Consider the following 18825-nt stretch of genomic DNA (forward strand, 5'->3'; position numbering starts at 1 on the left):
AGCGAACGTGACGATCACCAACGACAGTGTCCTGTCGCCGGCGCAGCAGCGCCTGTGGTTCCTGAACCGCTTCCAGGAGGGCGCCGCCGGCCACACCCACACGGTGGCGCTGCGGCTGGCCGGCGGCCTGGGTCCGGAGCAGCTGCGCGCCGCGCTGGACGCCCTGGTCCGGCGGCACCCGCTGCTGGGCACCGTGCACCGCGAGGCCGAGGGCCGCTGCCGCCCCGAACCCGCCCCCGACGGCGGGGCGTTCACCGGGCTGCGGCCCGAGCCGGTCGCCCCCGACGAGCTCGACGAGGCGCTGACCCGGGCGGCCGGCCAGGGCCTGGACCTCACCCGGGAGCCCCCGCTGCGGGCCCGGCTGCTGGCCACCGGTCCGGACGCCCACGTGCTGGTCCTGACGGTGCACGAGATCGCGGCCGACGAACGCTCGCTCGCCGTGATCGTCGACGACCTGGCCCGGGCGTACGCGGCGGCCACCGCCACGGCCGCCCCCGGCGCGCCCGGGCCCGCCCCGCAGTACGCCGCGGCCGCCGCCGCCGACCGGGAGCTGAACGGCGCCCCCGAGCGGCCCACCGAGCACGCCGCGGCCGAACTCGCCCACTGGCGCGCGGCCCTGGACGGCGCGCCGGCGCAGCTCGACCTGCCCGTCGACCGGCCGCGCCCGGCCGTCACCCGCTACGCCGCCGACGAGTACCGCGGCGAGCTGGACGGCCCGCTGACCGCGGCCCTCGCCGACCTGGCCGCCGACTGCGGCGCAGGCGTCGAGGCGGTGCTGCACGCCGCCGTCGTGGCGCTGCTCGGCCGCTTCGGCGCCGGCGCCGACGTCCCGCTGGTCGGCAGCCTGCCCGGCCGCGACGGCGGGCGGCGCGCCGCCGTGGTCGGCCCGCTGGCCAACCCGGTGGTGCTGCGGGTCGTCCGCCGCCCCGGCGCCTCCTTCCGCGAGCTGGTCGGCGACTGCGCGGCGGTCGCCGACACGGCCCGGCGCCACGGCGGCATCCCGTTCGAGACCGTGGTCGGGGAGCTGCGGCCCGAGCGCGCGCTCAACCGCCACCCGCTGGCCCAGGTGGCCTTCGACCTCGCCGAGGACCTGCCCGCCCGGCTCGACCTCGGCCCGCTCGACGCCCGGGTGGAGCAACTTCCCCGCCAGCACTCCCCGTTCGACCTCCAGCTGCGCTTCCGCAGCGCGCCCGACGGTTCCGGGCTGCGGCTGGCCGCGACCTTCAGCACCGAGCTGTTCGACCCGGCGACCGTCCGGCGGCTCACCGACGCGCTGCCGCGCCTGCTGGCCGCCGCCGTCGCCGCGCCGGACGCCGACCCCGACGGCTACGAGGTGCTGGACCCGGCCGAGCGGCACGCCCTGCTGACCACGTGGAACGCCACCGACCGGCCGGTGCCCGACGCCGACGTCTCCGCGCTGTTCCGGGCCCGGGCCGCCGCCCAGCCCGCGCGGACCGCCCTGATCGCCGGCGACACCGTGCTCAGCTACGCCGAACTCGACGACCGGGCCGAGCGGCTGGCCGGCGAGCTGCGCCGCCACGGCGCCGCCCCGGGCCGGCTCGTCGCGCTGGCGCTGCCGCGCTCCGCCGACCTCGTCGTCGCCCTGCTCGCGGTGGCCCGCACCGGCGCCGCCTACGTGCCGCTCGACCCCGACTACCCGGCCGACCGGATCGGCTACATCCTCGACCACGCCGCCCCCTCGGCGCTGGTCACCGACAGCGCGACGGCCGGGCGGCTGCCCGCCACCGCCGCCCACCGGGTGCTGCTGGACGACGAGGAGGTGCGCGCCAGGCTGGCGACGGAGCCCGCCGGGCCGCAGGGCCCGGCCGCGACCGCCGCCGACCCGGCCTACGTCATCTACACCTCCGGCTCCACCGGCCGGCCCAAGGGCGTCGTCATCAGCCGCCACGCGCTGACCAACTTCCTGGTCTCGATGGCCGACCTCTTCCCGCTCGCGGCCGAGGACGTCTGGACCTCCGTCACCACGATCGCCTTCGACATCGCCGCCCTGGAGCTCTACCTGCCGCTGGTCGGCGGCGCCACCGTGGTCCTCGCCGACCGCGCGACCGTCACCGACCCCGCCGGGCTGGGCGCCCTGGTGGGCCGCACCGGCACCACGATCATGCAGGCCACCCCCAGCCTCTGGCAGGCCCTGTGCGACGAAGTCCCGCAGGCGCTGAGCGGCCTGCGGATGCTGGTCGGCGGGGAGGCCCTGCCGGCCGCCCTCGCCGAGCGGATGCGCGCGCTCGGCAGCGAGGTCACCAACCTGTACGGGCCCACCGAGACCACCATCTGGTCCACCGCCGCCCGCCTGGACGACCGCCCCGGCGCGCCGACCATCGGCCGGCCGATCGGCAACACCCGGGTCCGGGTCCTCGACGAGGCGCTGCGCCTGGTGCCGATCGGCGCCGCCGGCGAGCTGTACATCGCCGGGGACGGCGTCGGCACCGGCTACCTGCACCGCGAGGACCTCACCCGGGACCGCTTCCTGCCCGACCCGTACGGCGCCGAGGGCGAGCGCATGTACCGCACCGGCGACATCGTCCGCTGGGCCGCCGACGGCAACCTGGAGTACGTCGGCCGCGCCGACTTCCAGCTGAAGGTCCGCGGCTTCCGGATCGAGCCCGGCGAGATCGACGCCGTCCTGGAGCGGCACCCCGCGGTGGCCCGCGCCGTCACCGTCGCCCGCGAGTACGCGGCCGGCGACACCCGGCTGGTCTCCTACGTGGTGCCGGCCGGCGAGGGCGGCGCCGACCCGGCCGAACTGCGCGCGCACGCCGCCGCCACGCTGCCCGGCTACATGGTCCCGGCCGTGGTGGTGCCGATCCCCGAGATCCCGCTGACCCCCAACGGCAAGACCGACCGGGCCGCGCTCCCGGATCCGGGCACCGCCGCCGCCGGCAGCGGGCACGGGCCGCGCAGCGCCCGCGAGGAGCAGCTCTGCGACCTGTTCTGCGAGGTGCTCGGCGTCGCCTCGATCGGCGTCGACGACAGCTTCTTCGACCTCGGCGGCCACTCCCTGCTCGCCACCCGGCTGATCGGGCGCATCCGCTCGGTGCTGGACGTCGAGGTGCCGATCCGCACCCTGTTCGAGTCGCCCACCGTCGCCGGGCTGGCCGGCCGGCTGGGCAGCGAGCCCGCCCGCCGGGCCGGGCTGGTGCCGGTCGACCGAGACCGGCCGCTGCCGCTCTCCTACGGCCAGCAGCGGCTCTGGTTCCTGTACGACTACGAGTCCCAGGGCACCGAGTACAACTCGCCGCTCGGCCTGCGGCTGACCGGGCCGCTCGACCGGGACGCCCTCGGGCGCGCCGTCGACGCCCTGGTGGCCCGGCACGAGGCGCTGCGCACCACCTTCGCCACCGAGGGCGGCCAGGGCGTGCAGGTCGTCCACGCCCCGGCCCACCGGCCGGTGCGCTTCACCGACCTCGCGGCCGAGGGGCGCGTCGACGACCTCGACCAGCTGCTGCGCACCGAGCTGAGCCGCTCCTTCGACCTGCGCGGCGGCCCGCTGCTGCGCCCCTGGCTGATCCGGCTGGCCGATGCCGAGCACCTGCTCGTCCTCGACATGCACCACGTCGTCACCGACGGCTGGTCCAAGGAGGTGATGGCCCGCGAGCTCGTCGCCCTGCTCGGCCAGGAGGCCACCGGCCGGCCCGCCGCGCTGAGCGAACTGCCCCTGCAGTACGCCGACTTCGCGGTGCACCAGCACGGCGAGCGGGGCGCCCGGGAGGCCGCCGACCTCGCCTACTGGAAGCGCCGGCTGGACGGCGTGGTGCCGCTGGAGCTGCCGACCGACCGGCCCCGGCCCGCCACCCGCGCCACCCGGGGCGCCGGCCACTCCTTCGAGCTGAGCCCCGAGCTGGTGGCCGCCCTCACCCGGCTCTGCCGCCGGGAGGGCGTCACCCTGTTCACCGTCCTCACGGCGGGCGTCCAACTGCTGCTGTCCCGGTACGCGCGCCAGCGCGACGTCGCGGTCGGCACCATCGTCTCCGGCCGCGAGCACAGCGAACTGGAGGACGTGCTCGGCTTCTTCGTCAACACGCTGGTGCTGCGCGCCCGGACCACCCCCGACACGACCGTCGGGGCCTTCCTGGCCGACGTCCGGCAGGGCGTGCTGGAGGCCTTCACCCACCAGCACCTGCCGTACGACCGGCTGATCGACGAGCTCAAGCCGGACCGCGACCCCAGCCGCACCCCGCTGATCCAGGCCGCGCTGATGCTCAAGCGGGCCCAGGACGCGCTGCCCGGCCCGGACGGCCTGCGGGTCGAGGAGAGCGCCCTGCCGCGGATGCACGCGCTGTTCGACATCGGCTTCGAGTTCGAGGAGCGCGACGGGCGGCTCGGCGGCCTGGTCGAGTACAGCACGGCGCTCTTCGACCCGGTGACCGTCGCCCGGATCGCCCGCCACCTCACCGTGCTGCTGGAGGGCATGGCGGCGGCCGACCCGGACCGCCTGGTCGACGAGCTGCCGCTGATGGACGAGCAGGAACGCCGGCTGGTCACCACCGGCTGGAACGCCACCGCGACCGGCGCCCGGTTCCACACGGCGACCATCCACGGGCTGGTCGCCGACCAGGCCCGGCGCACCCCGGACGCCGCGGCCGTCACCACCGAGGACCGCAGCCTGACCTTCGCCGAACTCGACGCGCTGACGGACGCGCTGGCCCACCGGCTGGCCGACCGCGGCGTCGGCCCGGGCACCGTCGTCGGCGTCCGCACCCGGCGCGCCGCCGAGATGACGATCGCCCAGCTCGCCGTGCTCAAGGCCGGCGGCGCCTACCTGCCGCTCGACCCCGAACTGCCCGACGACCGGACGGTCTACGTGCTCCAGGACGCCGGGGTGCCGGTGCTCCTCACCCAGCGCGACCTGCCCGGCCCCGAGGCGCCGGACGGCGTCGAGGTGCTGTACGTCGAGGACACCGGGCCCGGCACGCACGACGGGCCGCCCGAGGTCGCCGTCGGCCCGTCCGACCTCGCGTACGTGATCTACACCTCGGGCTCCACCGGCAAGGCCAAGGGCGTGCTGATCGAGCACCGCGGCGTGGTCAACCTGTGCGACTGGTACCGGGACTTCTTCGACGCCGGGCCCGGCGACCGGGCCACCCAGATGGTGCCGCCCGGCTTCGACCCGACGGTGCTGGAGCAGTGGGGCGCCCTCGCCTGCGGCGTGGAGATCCGGTTCGCCTCCGACCGCGTCCTGGAGGACCCGCACCTGCTCGCCGGCTGGATCGTCGAGCAGGGGATCACCCTGATCCTCATCCCGGCGCCGCGCCTGGAGGCCCTGCTCGACCAGCCCGCGCTGCACCAGGGCCGGGTGCGCCACATCCTCACCGGCGCCGACGTGGTGCGCCGCCGGCTGCCGCGCGGCTCCGCGATGGCGCTGTCCAACCTGTACGGCCCGACCGAGACCACCGTGCTCACCACCGGCACGGTGCTGGAGGCGGAGGAGGACGCCCCGGTCGGGCGGCTGCCCTCGATCGGCCGGCCCATCGCCAACACCACCGGCTACGTGCTCGACGAGCACCGCGAGCCCGTCCCGGTGGGCGTGCCCGGCGAACTGTACGTCGGCGGCGCCGGGGTGGCCCGCGGCTACCTGGGCCGCCCGGAGCTCACCGAGGAGCGGTTCGTCCCGGACCACCTCGCCGCCACCGCCGGCGCGCGGCTCTACCGCACCGGCGACCTGGTCCGCTGGCTGCCCGACGGCACGCTCGAGTTCCTCGGGCGGATCGACAACCAGGTCAAGGTGCGCGGCTACCGGATCGAGCTGGGCGAGATCGAGACCGCGCTGCTCGACGACGAGAGCGTCGAGCAGACCGCGGTGGTCGCCCGGACCAAGCCGTCCGGGCAGACCGCGCTGACCGGCTACGTGGTGCCCGCGGACGGCACCGCCGACCCGGAGAAGATCCGGGCCCGGCTCGCCGAGCGGCTGCCCGGCTACATGGTCCCGCCGGTGGTCATCGTCCTGGACGCGTTCCCGATGACCACGAGCGGCAAGATCGACCGGCGGGCCCTGCCGGAGCCGGAGGAGCAGCGGCCGGCCGCCGAGCCCACCGCGCCCCGGGACGAGACCGAGGCGGCGCTGGCCGGGATCTGGGCCGAGGTGCTGGGCGTGCCCGTCGTGGGGGCCGAGGACAACGTCTTCGACCACGGCGCCAACTCGGTGCTCACCCTCCAGGTCACCGCCCGGATCCGGGAGGTGTTCGGCGTCGGGGTCTCGGCCCGGCACGTGTTCGCCGCCCGCACCGTGGCGGCCCTCGCGGACCAGGTCCGCAAGCAAGTACTCGAAGACGTGCGCCGGACACCGGCGGACCGGACGACGACGCGCGGTGGCGCGCGGGGGAGCAACCGATGACAGACCAGCGACACAGCGAGGGCCAGGACGCCGACGAGATCCTGCGGCAGCGGCTGGCGGCCGCCGGCGGCGGCGACCGCGACGCGATCCGGCCCGGCGGCGACGGCCCGGCCCCGCTCTCCTTCGGCCAGGAACGGCTCTGGTTCCTCCAGGAGTTCGAGACCGACGCGGTCGAGTACACCACCTCCTTCGGCCTCCGGCTGCGCGGCGGCCTCGACCTGGCCGCGCTGCGCACCGCGCTGACCGGCCTGGTCGAGCGGCACGAGCCGCTGCGCACCGTCTTCACCACCGAGGACGGCGTGGCCCGCCAGGAGGTCCGGCCCGCCTACGCCCCGGACATCGAGCCGGTGGACCTGAGCGCGCTGGGCACCGAGGAGCGGGAGGCCGAGTTCGCCGCGCTGCTGCGCCGCGAACTCGCCACCCCCTTCGACCTCGCCAGCGGCCCGCTGCTGCGCTCCACGGTCGTGCGGCACGGCCCGGACGACCACGCGCTCTTCCTCAACCTGCACCACATCGCCGCCGACGGCTGGTCCAAGGGCCTGCTGACCGGCGAGCTCGGCGAGCTCTACCGGGCCGCGGTCGAGGGCCGCCCGCACACCCTCGCCCCGCTGCCGGTCAGCTACCGCGACTACTCCCGTTGGCAGCGCGAGCGCTGCACCGAAGACCGCCTGGCCGGGCAGCTGGACTACTGGCGCGACGAGTTGGCGGACATCCAGCCGCTGGAGCTGCCCACCGACCGGCCCCGCCCGGCGGTGCGCACCACCGTCGGCGCCCTGCACACCTTCCAGGTCGACGCCGAGGTCGCCACCGGGCTCGACACGCTCGGCGCCGAACGCGGCACCACGCTCTTCGCCGTGCTCGCCGCCGCCACCCAGGTCCTGCTGGCCCGGCACACCGGCCAGCGCACCGTGGGCCTGGGCACCGTGTCGGTCGGCCGCGACCGCACCGAGCTGGAGCCGCTGGTCGGCTTCTTCGTCAACACCCTGGTCCTGCACGGCCGGATCGACCTGGACGAGGACTTCGGCGACCTGCTGGAGCGCACCACCGACCAGCTCTGGGACGCCCTCAGCAACCAGGACGTCCCCTTCCACCGGCTGGTGGACGAGATCCAGCCCGAGCGCGACCCGAGCCGCACCCCGCTGGTGCAGGCCGCCCTCGTGCTCCAGAACGACCCCGGCGCCCTGCCCGACTTCGGCGGCCCGGCCGTCGAGGAGTTCCGCGCGCCCTCGGTGTCCTCCATCTTCGACCTGACGCTGGAGTTCACCCCGGCCGCCGACGGCACGCTGGGCGGGACGGTGGAGTACAACACCGACCTGTTCGACGCCTCGACCGTCGACGCGCTCTGCACCCGGCTGCTGCTCCTGCTGGCGGGCGTCGCCGCCGACGCCGACCGCCCGGTCGGCGACCTGCCGCTGCTCACCGCCGCCGAACTCGACACCGTCACCCGCGACTGGGCCGAGAACCGGGTGCCCTACCCGGCCGACCGGACCGTCCACTCGCTGGTCGCCGAGCAGGCCGCGGCCACCCCCGGCGCCATCGCCGTCACCGCCGCCGAAGGCGAGCTGACGTATCGTCAGCTCGACGAGCGGGCCGACCGGTTGGCCCGGCTGCTGCTCGACCGCGGCGCCCGCCCCGGCCAGCACGTCGCGGTCTGCCTGCCCCGCGGCACCGGCCTGGTCGTCGCCCTGCTGGCCGTGCTCAAGGCCGGCTGCGCCTACGTCCCGCTGGACCCGGACTACCCGGCCGACCGGCTGGAGTTCATGCTCGCGGACACCGGGGCCGCGCTCTGTGTCACCGACCGGGAGCTGCTCGAACGGCTGCCCGACCTGGCCGTCCCGGCCCTGCTGCCCGCCGAGCGCACCGCCGAGCTGGCCGCCCTCCCGGCCGGGCCGCCGGCCGCCGACGCGGGGCCGCAGAGCGCCGCCTACGTCATCTACACCTCCGGCTCCACCGGCCGGCCCAAGGGCGTCGTGGTCGAGCACCGCTCCATCGTCCGGCTGGTCCGCGGCGCCGACTACGCCCCGCTGGCGGCCGACGACGTGGTGGCGCAGGTCGCCGACGCCACCTTCGACGCGGCGACCTTCGAGTTCTGGGGCCCGCTGGTGGCCGGGGCGCGGATCGCCGTCATCACCAAGGACGTCCTGCTCGACCCGCCGGCCTTCGCGGCCGCACTGCGCTCGACCGGCGCCACCGCGATGTTCCTCACCGCCGGCGTCTTCAACCAGGTCGTCGGCCTGGAGCCCACCGCCTTCGGCGGCATGCGCCACCTGGTGGTCGGCGGCGAGGCGCTCAACCCGCGCCGGATCGCCGAACTGCTGGCCGGCGGCGCCCCGCCGCAGCGGCTGGTCAACGGCTACGGCCCGACCGAGACCACCACCTTCGCCGTCTCCCACCTGATCCGCGAGACCGACGGCGTGCGCGCCATCCCGATCGGACGCCCGATCTCCAACACGGCGGTGTACGTCCTCGACGAGCGTCGCCGCCCCGTCCCGCCCGGCACGCCCGGCGAGCTCTGGATCGCCGGCCCCGGCGTCGCCCGCGGCTACCTGGGCCGCCCGGAGCTGACCGAGGAGCGCTTCCAGCCCTCGCCGTTCGCGGCGGAGCCCGGCGAGCGGATGTACCGCACCGGGGACGTGGTGCGCTGGGCCGACGGCCTGGTCGAGTACCTCGGCCGCGCCGACACCCAGGTCAAGGTCCGCGGCTACCGGATCGAGCCCGGCGAGGTCGAGGCCGTCCTGGAGGCCCACCCCGCGGTGGCCGAGGCCCTGGTGGTCGCCCTCGCGGACGGCGACCACAAGCGGCTGGTCGGCTACCTGCGCGCCGAGCCCGGCGCCGTCATCGCGCCGCAGGACCTGCGCGCCTTCGCCGAGCAGCGGTTGCCCTCCTACAGCGTCCCGACCGCCTTCGCCACCCTCGACGCCTTCCCGCTCACCCCCAACGGCAAGGTCGACGTCCGGGCCCTGCCGGCACCGGACGCCCCCCTGGAGCGGGAGGACTACCGGGCCCCCGAGGACCCGGCCGAGCAGGCGCTCGCCGAGGTCTGGTCGGAGGTGCTCGGCATCGGCAAGGTCGGCGTCGACGACAACTTCTTCGAACTCGGCGGCGACTCCATCCTGAGCATCCAGGTGGTCGCCCGGGCCCGCCGGGCCGGACTCGTCATCACCTCGAAGGACATCTTCTCCCGGCAGTCGCTCGCCGACCTCGCCCGCGCCGCCCGCCCGGTCGAGGAGGCCCCGGTCGTCCTGGCCGACGCCGACGACCACGAGCCGGCCCCGCTCGGCCCCGTCCAGGAGTGGTTCTTCGCCCACCACACCCGCGGCGCCCACCACTTCAACCAGTCCGTGCTGATCACCCTGGACGGCGCGGTCGACGAGCCCGCGCTGGCCCGCGCCCTGGCCGGCCTCGTCGGCCGGCACGAGGCCCTGCGCACCCGCTTCGCCACCGGCCCCGACGGCCGGCGGGTCCAGACCGTCACCGCCCCGGACGCCGACGCCGCGCCGGCCGAGGTCCGGATCGAGCGGATCACCCTGGACCAGGCCGCCCCCGGCGAGCGCGTCGCCGCCATGCGCACCCTCGCCGAGGCCGCGCAGGCCTCGCTGGACCCGGCCGAAGGGCCGCTGGTGCGCACCCTGCTGTTCGACCACGGCGCCGGCGAGCCCGCGCGGCTGCTGCTCACCGTGCACCACCTGGCCGTGGACGGCGTCTCCTGGCGGATCCTCCTGGAGGACCTGGAGAGCGCCTACCGGCAGGCCGTCCGCGGCGAGGACGTCGACCTCGGCCCGGCCGGCACCTCGTACCGCGGCTGGGCGCGCCGCCTCGCCGCCTTCACCCGGGACGGCGGCCTGGACGACGAGCTGGCGCACTGGGCCCGCCCGGTGCCGGCCGGCTCCGCCGACCTGCCCACCGACCGGGAGGGCCGCAACAGCGTCGGCGACACCCGCGCCGTCTCCGCCGGCCTCGACGCCGAGCGCACCCGGCAACTGCTCCAGGACGTGCCCGCCGTCTACCGCACCCAGGTCAACGACGTCCTGCTGACCGCGCTCGGCCGCGCGCTCGCCCGCTTCACCGGCCGGGCCCGCACCCTGATCACCCTGGAGGGCCACGGCCGCGAGGAGATCCTGGAGGGCACCGACGTCTCCCGGACGGTCGGCTGGTTCACCTCGATCTTCCCGGTGCTGCTGGAGTCCCCGGCCGACCGCCCGCTCGGCCGGCTCATCCGCGACACCAAGGAACTGCTGCGCGCCGTGCCCGGCCGCGGCGCCGGCTACGGCCCGCTGCGCTACCTGCGCGGCGACCAGCCGCAGGCCGCCGCCCTGGCCGCGGCGCCGCAGCCCCAGGTCAGCTTCAACTACCTCGGCCAGTGGAGCGACGCCGCGGCCGGGAGCGAGCTGTTCCGCGCCGTCGAACCCGACTACGGCCTGGACCACCACCCGGACGAGGAGCGGCCGCACCTGCTGGACATCGTCGGCGAGGTCCGGCACGGCGTGCTGACCTTCGACTTCCACTACGCGCCGCAGCGCCACGACCAGGCCACCGTGCAGCGGCTCGCCGACGACTTCGCGGCGGCCCTGACCGAACTCGTCGAGCACTGCCTGACCCCCGGTGCCGGCGGCGCCACCCCCGGCGACTTCCCGCTGCTCACCCTCGACCAGGCGACCGTCGACCGGCTGGTGCCGGCCGGCTCCGCCGTCGAGGACATCCACCCGCTGACCCCGATGCAGAGCGGGATGCTCTTCCACACCCTCAACCAGGACGGCGTCGGCGCCTACTCCGACCACGTCGCCTTCCGGCTGGAGGGCGTCCGCGACGTCGACGCGCTGGCCGCCGCCTGGCAGCACGTGGTCGACCGCACCCCCGCGCTGCGCACCCGGCTGGTCTGGGACGGCGTCCCCGAGCCCGTCCAGGTGGTCGAGCGCTCCGCCCGGCTGACGGTCCGCCGCCTCGACTGGACCGGCCTGCCCGCCGCCGAACTGGACCGCCGGCTCAAGGCGCTGATCGACGAGGAGCGCGCCACCGGGATCGAGCTGTCCCGGGCGCCGCTGATGCGCCTCGCCCTGGCCCGCGAGGACGAGCGGACCGTCCGCGTCGTGTGGACCTTCCACCACGCCGTCCTGGACGGCTGGAGCACCTCGCACCTGTTCGCCGACCTCTTCGCCGCCTACCAGGCGCTCACCGACGGCAGGGGCAAGGCCCCGGCGCTGCCCGAGCGCCGGCCGTTCCGCGACTACGTCGCCTGGCTGGCCCGGCAGGACAAGGACGCGGCCGCCGCCCACTGGAGCGCCCTGCTGGGCGACCTGGACGCGCCGACCCAGCTGCCGTTCGGCCGCTCGGTGCCCCAGGGCCACGAGTCCCAGTCCGCCGGGCAGGTCCGGGTGGGCCTGTCCGGCGCCGAGACCGACGCGCTGGTCGCGATGGTCCGCCGCCACCGGCTCACCCTCAACACCGCCGTCCAGGGCGCCTGGGCGATCCTGCTGGCCCGCCACTCCGGGCAGCGCGACGTCTGCTTCGGCACCACCGTGGCCGGCCGCCCGACCGAGCTGCCCGGCGCCGACACCATGGTCGGCAACCTGCTCAACACCCTGCCGCTGCGCACCGAGGTCGACCAGGACGCCCCGCTGGTGGAGTGGCTGGCGGCCCTCCAGGCCGAGCAGGCCGAATCCCGGCGCTTCGAGTACTCCTCGATCGCCGAGATCCAGCGCAGCAGCAAGGTCCCGCGCGGCAGCGCGCTGTTCCAGACCCTGGTGGTGTTCGAGAACTACCCGGGCAACGGGGCCGCCGCCGAACGCCACGGACTGCGGCTCAGCGACGTCCGCGCCGTCGACACCACCAGCTTCACGCTGGACCTCACCGCCTACGACGACGACGGCTCGCTGACCCTGCTGCTCTCCTACGACCCGGCGCTCTACGACCGCGCCCAGGCCGAGGTGCTGGCCGACCAGCTCGCCGTCCTGCTCGGCAGCATGCCCACCGCCCCCGGCCAGCGCGTCGGCGACGTCCCGATGCTGTCGCTGCGCGCCCGCGACCGCGTCCTGTACGAGTGGAACGACACCGGCACCCCGGGCGCCGACGCCTGCCTGCACGAGCTGATCGCCGAGCAGGCGCAGCAGACCCCGGACGCCGAGGCGGTGGTCTTCGAGGAGACCGTGCTGACCTACGCGGAACTGGAGGCCCGGGCCAACCGGCTCGCCCAGCACCTCGTCGGCCAGGGCATCGGCCCGGAGACCGTCGTCGCCATCTGCCTGGACCGCGGCCCGGACACCGTCGTCGCCGCCCTCGGCGTCCTCAAGGCCGGCGCCGCCTACCTGCCGCTGGACCCCACCCACCCCGCCGAGCGGCTGCGCCTGGTGCTGGACGACAGCGCCGCCGCGATGCTCGTCACCCAGCGGGACCTCGTCGAACGGCTCCCGCTGTGCGACGCGACCGTGCTCTGCCTGGACACCGACCGCGAGGAGATCGACAGCTGGCCCGCCGAGGCGCCCAGCACCGAGGTGACCCCGGACAACCTCGCCTACGTCATCTACACCTCCGGCTCCACCGGCAAGCCCAAGGGCGTCACGGTCGAGCACCGCAGCGTCGCCCGGGCCGCCGCGGCCTGGCGCGAGGCCTACCGGCTCGACCGCGGCCCCGTCCGCCAGCTCAACCTCGCCAGCATGGCCTTCGACGTCTTCGTCTCCGACCTGACGCACGCGCTGACCGCCGGCGGCGCCCTGGTGCTCTGCCCGAAGGACGCCACCACCGACCCGGCGCGCCTGCTCGACCTGATGGAGCGCCAGCGCGTCACCCACGTCGAGACGGTGCCCTCGCTGGCCAACGCGCTGGCCGACGAGGCCGCCCGCAGCGGCCGGGCCTTCCCGCCGCTGCGCTACCTGGCCGTCGGCTCGGACAACTGGCGCACCGACGACTGCCGGCGGCTGCTGAAGAGCGTCGCCCCCGGCACCGTCGTGCTCAACTCCTACGGCGTCACCGAGGCCACCGTCGAGTCCTCGTACTTCACCGTCACCCCGCAGAGCCTGCCGGACGTCGCGTCCGTGCCGATCGGCCGGCCCATCCCGGGCACCCGGATGTACGTCCTGGACGCGGACCTGGAGCCGCTGCCGGTCGGCGTCGTCGGCGAGCTCTTCCTCGGCGGCACCGGCGTCACCCGGGGCTACCTGGGCCGCCCCGACCTCACCGAGGAGCGCTTCTCCACCGACCCGTTCACGCCCCACCCCGACGGCCGGCTCTACCGCACCGGCGACCAGGCCCGCTTCCTGCCCACCGGCGACGTCGAGTTCCTCGGCCGCGGCGACGACCAGGTCAAGATCCGCGGGTTCCGGGTGGAACTCGCCGAGATCGAGGCCGTCCTGCGCCGCCACCCCGACGTCCTGGAGGCCGTCGCGGCGCTGCGCTCCGAGCCGGGCGCCGTCCTGACCGGGTACGTCGTGCCCCGGCCCGGCACCGCACCGGAGAGCGCCGAACTGCGCCGCTACCTGGAGGGCTCGCTGCCCCGCCACATGGTGCCGCAGGCCTTCGTCCGGCTCGACCGGCTGCCGCTGAACGCCAACGGCAAGGTGGACCGGCGGGCGCTGCCGGCCGCGGCCGCCGACGACCGCCCGGTCACCACCAGGACGGCCCCCCGCAACCCCGCCGAGCAGGCGCTCGCCGGGCTCTGGGCGGAGGTCTTCCGGGTGCCCGAGGTCGGCGTCGACGACAACTTCTTCGACCTGGGCGGTGACTCGATCCTGAGCATCCAGGTCGTCTCCCGGGCGCGGCAGTTGGGACTGCGCCTCAGCTCGCAGGACATCTTCAGCCACCAGACCATCGCCGGGATCGCCGCCGCGATCTCGACCCACGAACCCGAGGAGCCGGCCGGCGTGAACACCGAACCCGTCACCGGAAGGGCGCCGCTGACCCCGATCCAGCGCGCCTTCTTCCACCACCACACCGAGGCCCCCCAGCACAGCACCATGTCCGTGCTGGCCGAGCTGCGCGAACTCCCCGACGAGGCGCACCTGCGCACCGCGCTCGACGCCCTCCTCACCCACCACGACGCCCTGCGCACCCGCTTCCGCACCGTCTACGGCCGCTGGCAGCAGGAGATCGCCGCCCCCGGCGACGGCTGGCCGCTGGAGCGGCTGGACCTCACCCTGGAGGCCGACCCGGAGGGCGCGCTGCTGGCCGCCGCCACCGCCGCCCAGTCCGGCTTCGACCTGGCCGAGGGCCCGCTGGTGCGGGCCGTGCTGGCCGACCTCGGCGGCACCGCCGGCGCCCGGCTCTTCCTCACCGCCCACCACCTGGTGGTCGACGCGGTCTCCTGGCAGACCCTGCTCGGCGACCTGGAGACGGCCTACCGGCAGGCCGCCGAAGGCCGGCCGGTCGACCTCGGCTCGCGCGGCACCTCCTTCCTCGACTGGTCCCGCCGGCTCTCCGAGCACACCGCGGTCGGCGGCTTCGACGAGGAGCTGGACCACTGGTTCGCGGCCGGCCGCGCCGGCGGCGAGCCGCTGCCCGCCGACCTCACCGGCACCCCGACCGTCGCCACCGCCGCCGCCGTCCGGGTCGGCCTGGACGCGGAGAGCACCGACGCGCTGCTGCGCGAGGTCCCCGCGGTCTACCGCACCCAGGTCAACGACGTCCTGCTGACCGCGCTCGCCCGGGTGCTCGCCGACTGGACCGGCCGCTCCGCCGTCCTGGTGGACCTGGAGGGCCACGGCCGCGAGGAGATCTTCGACGACGTCGACCTGAGCCGCACCACCGGCTGGTTCACCACCTCCTTCCCGGTCGCCCTGGACACCGCCGACGGCGCCGACTGGGGCGCCCGGCTCCGCTCCGTCAAGGAGCAGCTGCGGGCCGTCCCCCAGCGTGGCATCGGCTACGGCGCGCTGCGCCACCTCAGCCCGGCCGGGGCGCCCGGCGAGCTGCTCGCCGAAGGCCCCCGCGCCCAGGTCGGCTTCAACTACCTCGGCCGGGTCGTCGACGGCCACGACGGCGGCCTGCTGCACGACGTGCGGCTCGGCTACGGCACCGAGCAGGCGCCCGGGGAACTGCTGGAGTACCCGCTCGACATCGTGGCGTACGTGCGCGACGGCAAGCTCGGCTTCGAGCTGTTCCACTCCACCGCGACCCACACCACCGAGACCGTCCAGCGGGTCGGCGACCAGCTCGTCGAGGCCCTGCGCGGGATCGTCGCGCACTGCCGCGAGGCCGGCGCCGCCGCCTCCGGGGCCACCCCCTCGGACTTCCCGCTCGCGCGCGTCGACCAGCCGCTGCTGGACGAGCTGACCGCGCTGGGCCGGATCGCCGACCTCTACCCGGCCACGCCGATGCAGCACGGCCTGCTGTTCCACAGCCTCACCGAGGAGGGCGAGGGCGTCTACCTCGGCCAGCTGTCCTTCCTGCTGGAGGGCGGCGTGGACGCGGACGCCTTCGCCGAGGCCTGGCAGCGCCTCGCCGACCGGACCCCGATGCTGCGCACCGCCTTCGCCCGGGTCGACACCGACCAGCCGCTCCAGGTGGTCCGCGAGCACGTCACCGTGCCCGTCGAGCGGCTGGACTGGAGCGCCCTGCCGGCGGCCGAGCGCGAGCAGCGGTTCGCCGCGTACCTCGCCGAGGACCGCACCCGCGGCATCGACCTGGCCGTGGCGCCGCTGATGCGCCTGGCCCTGATCGACGAGCCGGACGGCGCCCTGCGGGTCGTCTGGACCTCGCACCACCTGCTGCTGGACGGCTGGAGCAGCGCCGAACTCGTCTCCGAGGTGGTCGACGACTACCTCCGGCTCACCGGCCACGACCGGCCCGGCCCGGCCGCCCGCCGCCCGTTCCGCGACTACGTCGCCTGGCTCGGCGAGCAGGACCTGGCCGACGCCGAGCGCTACTGGCGCGAGCTGCTGGACGGCTTCACCGCTCCGACCGCGCTGCCGGCCGACCGGGCCGGCGAGGAGGCGGCCCGCCAGGGCAGCGAGGCGACCAGCGTCTTCCAGCTGGAGCCCGAGGTCAGCGAGCGGCTCGCCGAGGTCGCCCGGCGCCACCGGCTCACCACCAACACGCTCGCCCAGGGCGCCTGGGCGCTGACGCTCTCGCGCTACGCGGGGGAGCGGGAGGTCTGCTTCGGCTCGGCCGTCTCCGGCCGCCCCGCCGACCTGCCCGACGTCGAGTCGATGATCGGCCTGTTCATCAACAACCTGCCGGTGCGGGTCGAGGTCCGCCCCGAGCAGCCCGTCCTCGACTGGCTGGGCGACCTCCAGCGCGACCAGGTCCAGGCCCGCAGCTACGAGTACGTGTCGCTGGCCCAGATCCGCGGCTGGACCGGGCTGCCCGCCGGGGTCGACCTGTTCGACAGCTACGTGGTCGTCGAGAACTACCCCTTCGACGGCGAACTGGGCTCCGACCAGGGCATCCGGATCCGCGACGTGCGCTCCCAGGAGCCCACCAGCTACGCCATGGTGCTCGCGGTCTTCGCCGGCGAGCAGCTGTCCTTCCGGCTCGCCTACGACCCCGGGCTCTTCGACGCCGACACCGCCGACCGGGTCACCGGCGACCTGCGCGCCCTGCTGGAGGAGATCGCGGCCGAGCCCGAGCGCACCCTCGCCGAGCTGCGCGCGCTGGCCCCCGCCCACCGGGAGCGGCTGCTCACCGGCCACAACGAGACCGCCACCGCGCTCACCACCGACGCCCTGGTGCCCGAGCGGTTCGCCCGCCAGGCCGCCGCCACCCCGCAGGCCGTCGCCCTGGTCCACGGCGGCGAGCGGATCACCTTCGCCGAGCTGGACGAGCGGGCCAACCGGCTCGCCCACCACCTCGCCGACCGGGGCGTCGGCCCCGAGGTGCCGGTCGCGGTCTGCCTGCGGCGCGGCCCCGGCCTGATCACCGCGCTGCTCGCGGTGCTCAAGGCGGGCGGCGTCTACACCCCGCTGGACCCGGCCGCCCCGGCCGAGCGCCTGCGGCTGCTGGTCGAGGACGTCAAGCCCCGGGTGGTGATCGCCGACGAGGCCGCGAGCACCACGCTGGCGCTGCCCGCCGACGTCCCCCTGGTCGTCCCGGAGCGCGAGCGGGACGCGATCGCGGCCCGGCCCGCGACCGCCCCCGACCCGGACCTCGCCCCGGAGCACGCCGCCTACGTCATCCACACCTCCGGCTCCACCGGCAAGCCCAAGGGCGTGCTGGTCGAGCACGGCAGCCTGGCGAACCTGCTCGACAGCCACCTGCGGACCGTCTTCGAGCCGCTGCGCGAGGCCTGCGGCGACCGGCAGGTCCGGGTCGCCCACCTGGCGCCCGCGTCCTTCGACGCCTCCTGGAACCCGGTGCTGTGGATGGTCGCCGGCCACGAACTGCACCTGGTCGACGACGAGGTGCGGCGCGACGCGCACGCCCTGGTCGCCTACCGCGCCGAGCAGCGGATCGACTTCCTGCAGACCACCCCGTCCTGGTTCCGCCAGCTCGACGACGCCGGACTGCTCGCCCCCGGTAGCCACCCGCTGCGCGGTGCGGCGCTCGGCGGCGAGGCGATCGGCCAGGCCCAGTGGGACCGGCTGCGCGCCCAGTCCGACCTGATCGCCTACAACTTCTACGGGCCCACCGAGGCCACCGTGGACGCGCTGGTCTGCCGGGTCGCCGACAGCCCCCGGCCCGTCCTCGGCCTGCCCGTCCAGAACGTCCGGGCCTACGTCCTGGACCCGGAGCGCAACCTCGCCCCGGTCGGCGCGCCCGGCGAGCTGTACCTGGCCGGCGACGGCCTCGCCCGCGGCTACCTGGGCCGCCCCGACCTGACCGAACAGGCCTTCCTGGCCGCGCCGTTCGACCCCAAGGAGCGGCTGTACCGCACCGGCGACCGGGTCCGCCGGCTGTCCGACGGCCGGCTGGAGTTCCTCGGCCGGCTCGACGACCAGGTCAAGCTGCGCGGCTACCGGATCGAGCCGGGCGAGATCACCGCGGCCCTGGACGCCCACCCGGGCGTCGCCGAGTCCGTCGTCCTGGTCCGCGGCGAGGCCGAGCACGCCCGCCTGGTCGCCTACCTGCGGCCGGCCGCGGGCGGCGTCCCCGGCGCCGCCGAGCTCGCCGGCTACCTCGCCGAGCGGCTCCCGGCCCACCTGGTGCCGGCCGCCTTCACCGAGGTGGAGTCCTTCCCGCTCACCCGGCACGGCAAGATCGACCGGGCCGCGCTGCCCGACCCCGCCGAGACGGCCGTCGAGGCCGCCGAGGAGTGGGTGGAGCCGCGCGACGAGACCGAGAAGCTGATCGCCGCGATCTGGTCCGAGACCCTGCACGTGGAGCGGGTCGGCGCGCACGACAGCTTCTTCGCCCTCGGCGGGCAGTCCCTGACCAGCGTGCAGGCGATCACCAGGATCAAGCAGACCTTCGGCATCCGGATCGCCTTCCGCAGCCTCCTGGAGAACCCCACCGTGGCGGGGGTGGCGCGACTCGTCGAGGACGCGCTGCTGGAGGAACTGGAGCGAGAGGCCGCGCGCCAGTCGGCGCCGGCGGCGGAGTAGGGGCAA

The 18825-nt window shown here is 75.8% G+C and carries 2 protein-coding genes; both read left to right on the plus strand.

What is annotated here, in order from left to right:
* Window positions 1-7 precede the first annotated feature (7 nt).
* Window positions 8-6352, plus strand: a complete 6345-nt coding sequence (locus ACIQVZ_RS22340; RefSeq protein ID WP_402452366.1) for an amino acid adenylation domain-containing protein — start codon at window positions 8-10, stop codon at window positions 6350-6352.
* On the plus strand, window positions 6349-18819 hold the full coding sequence (locus ACIQVZ_RS22345; RefSeq protein WP_402452367.1) for an amino acid adenylation domain-containing protein: 12471 nt from the start codon (window positions 6349-6351) through the stop codon (window positions 18817-18819). Before ACIQVZ_RS22340 ends, ACIQVZ_RS22345 begins: the two co-directional genes overlap by 4 nt.
* Window positions 18820-18825 lie beyond the last annotated feature (6 nt).

Origin of the sequence: Kitasatospora sp. NPDC098663 (genome assembly GCF_044760075.1) — a bacterium.
In the GTDB taxonomy this organism is placed as follows: domain Bacteria; phylum Actinomycetota; class Actinomycetes; order Streptomycetales; family Streptomycetaceae; genus Kitasatospora.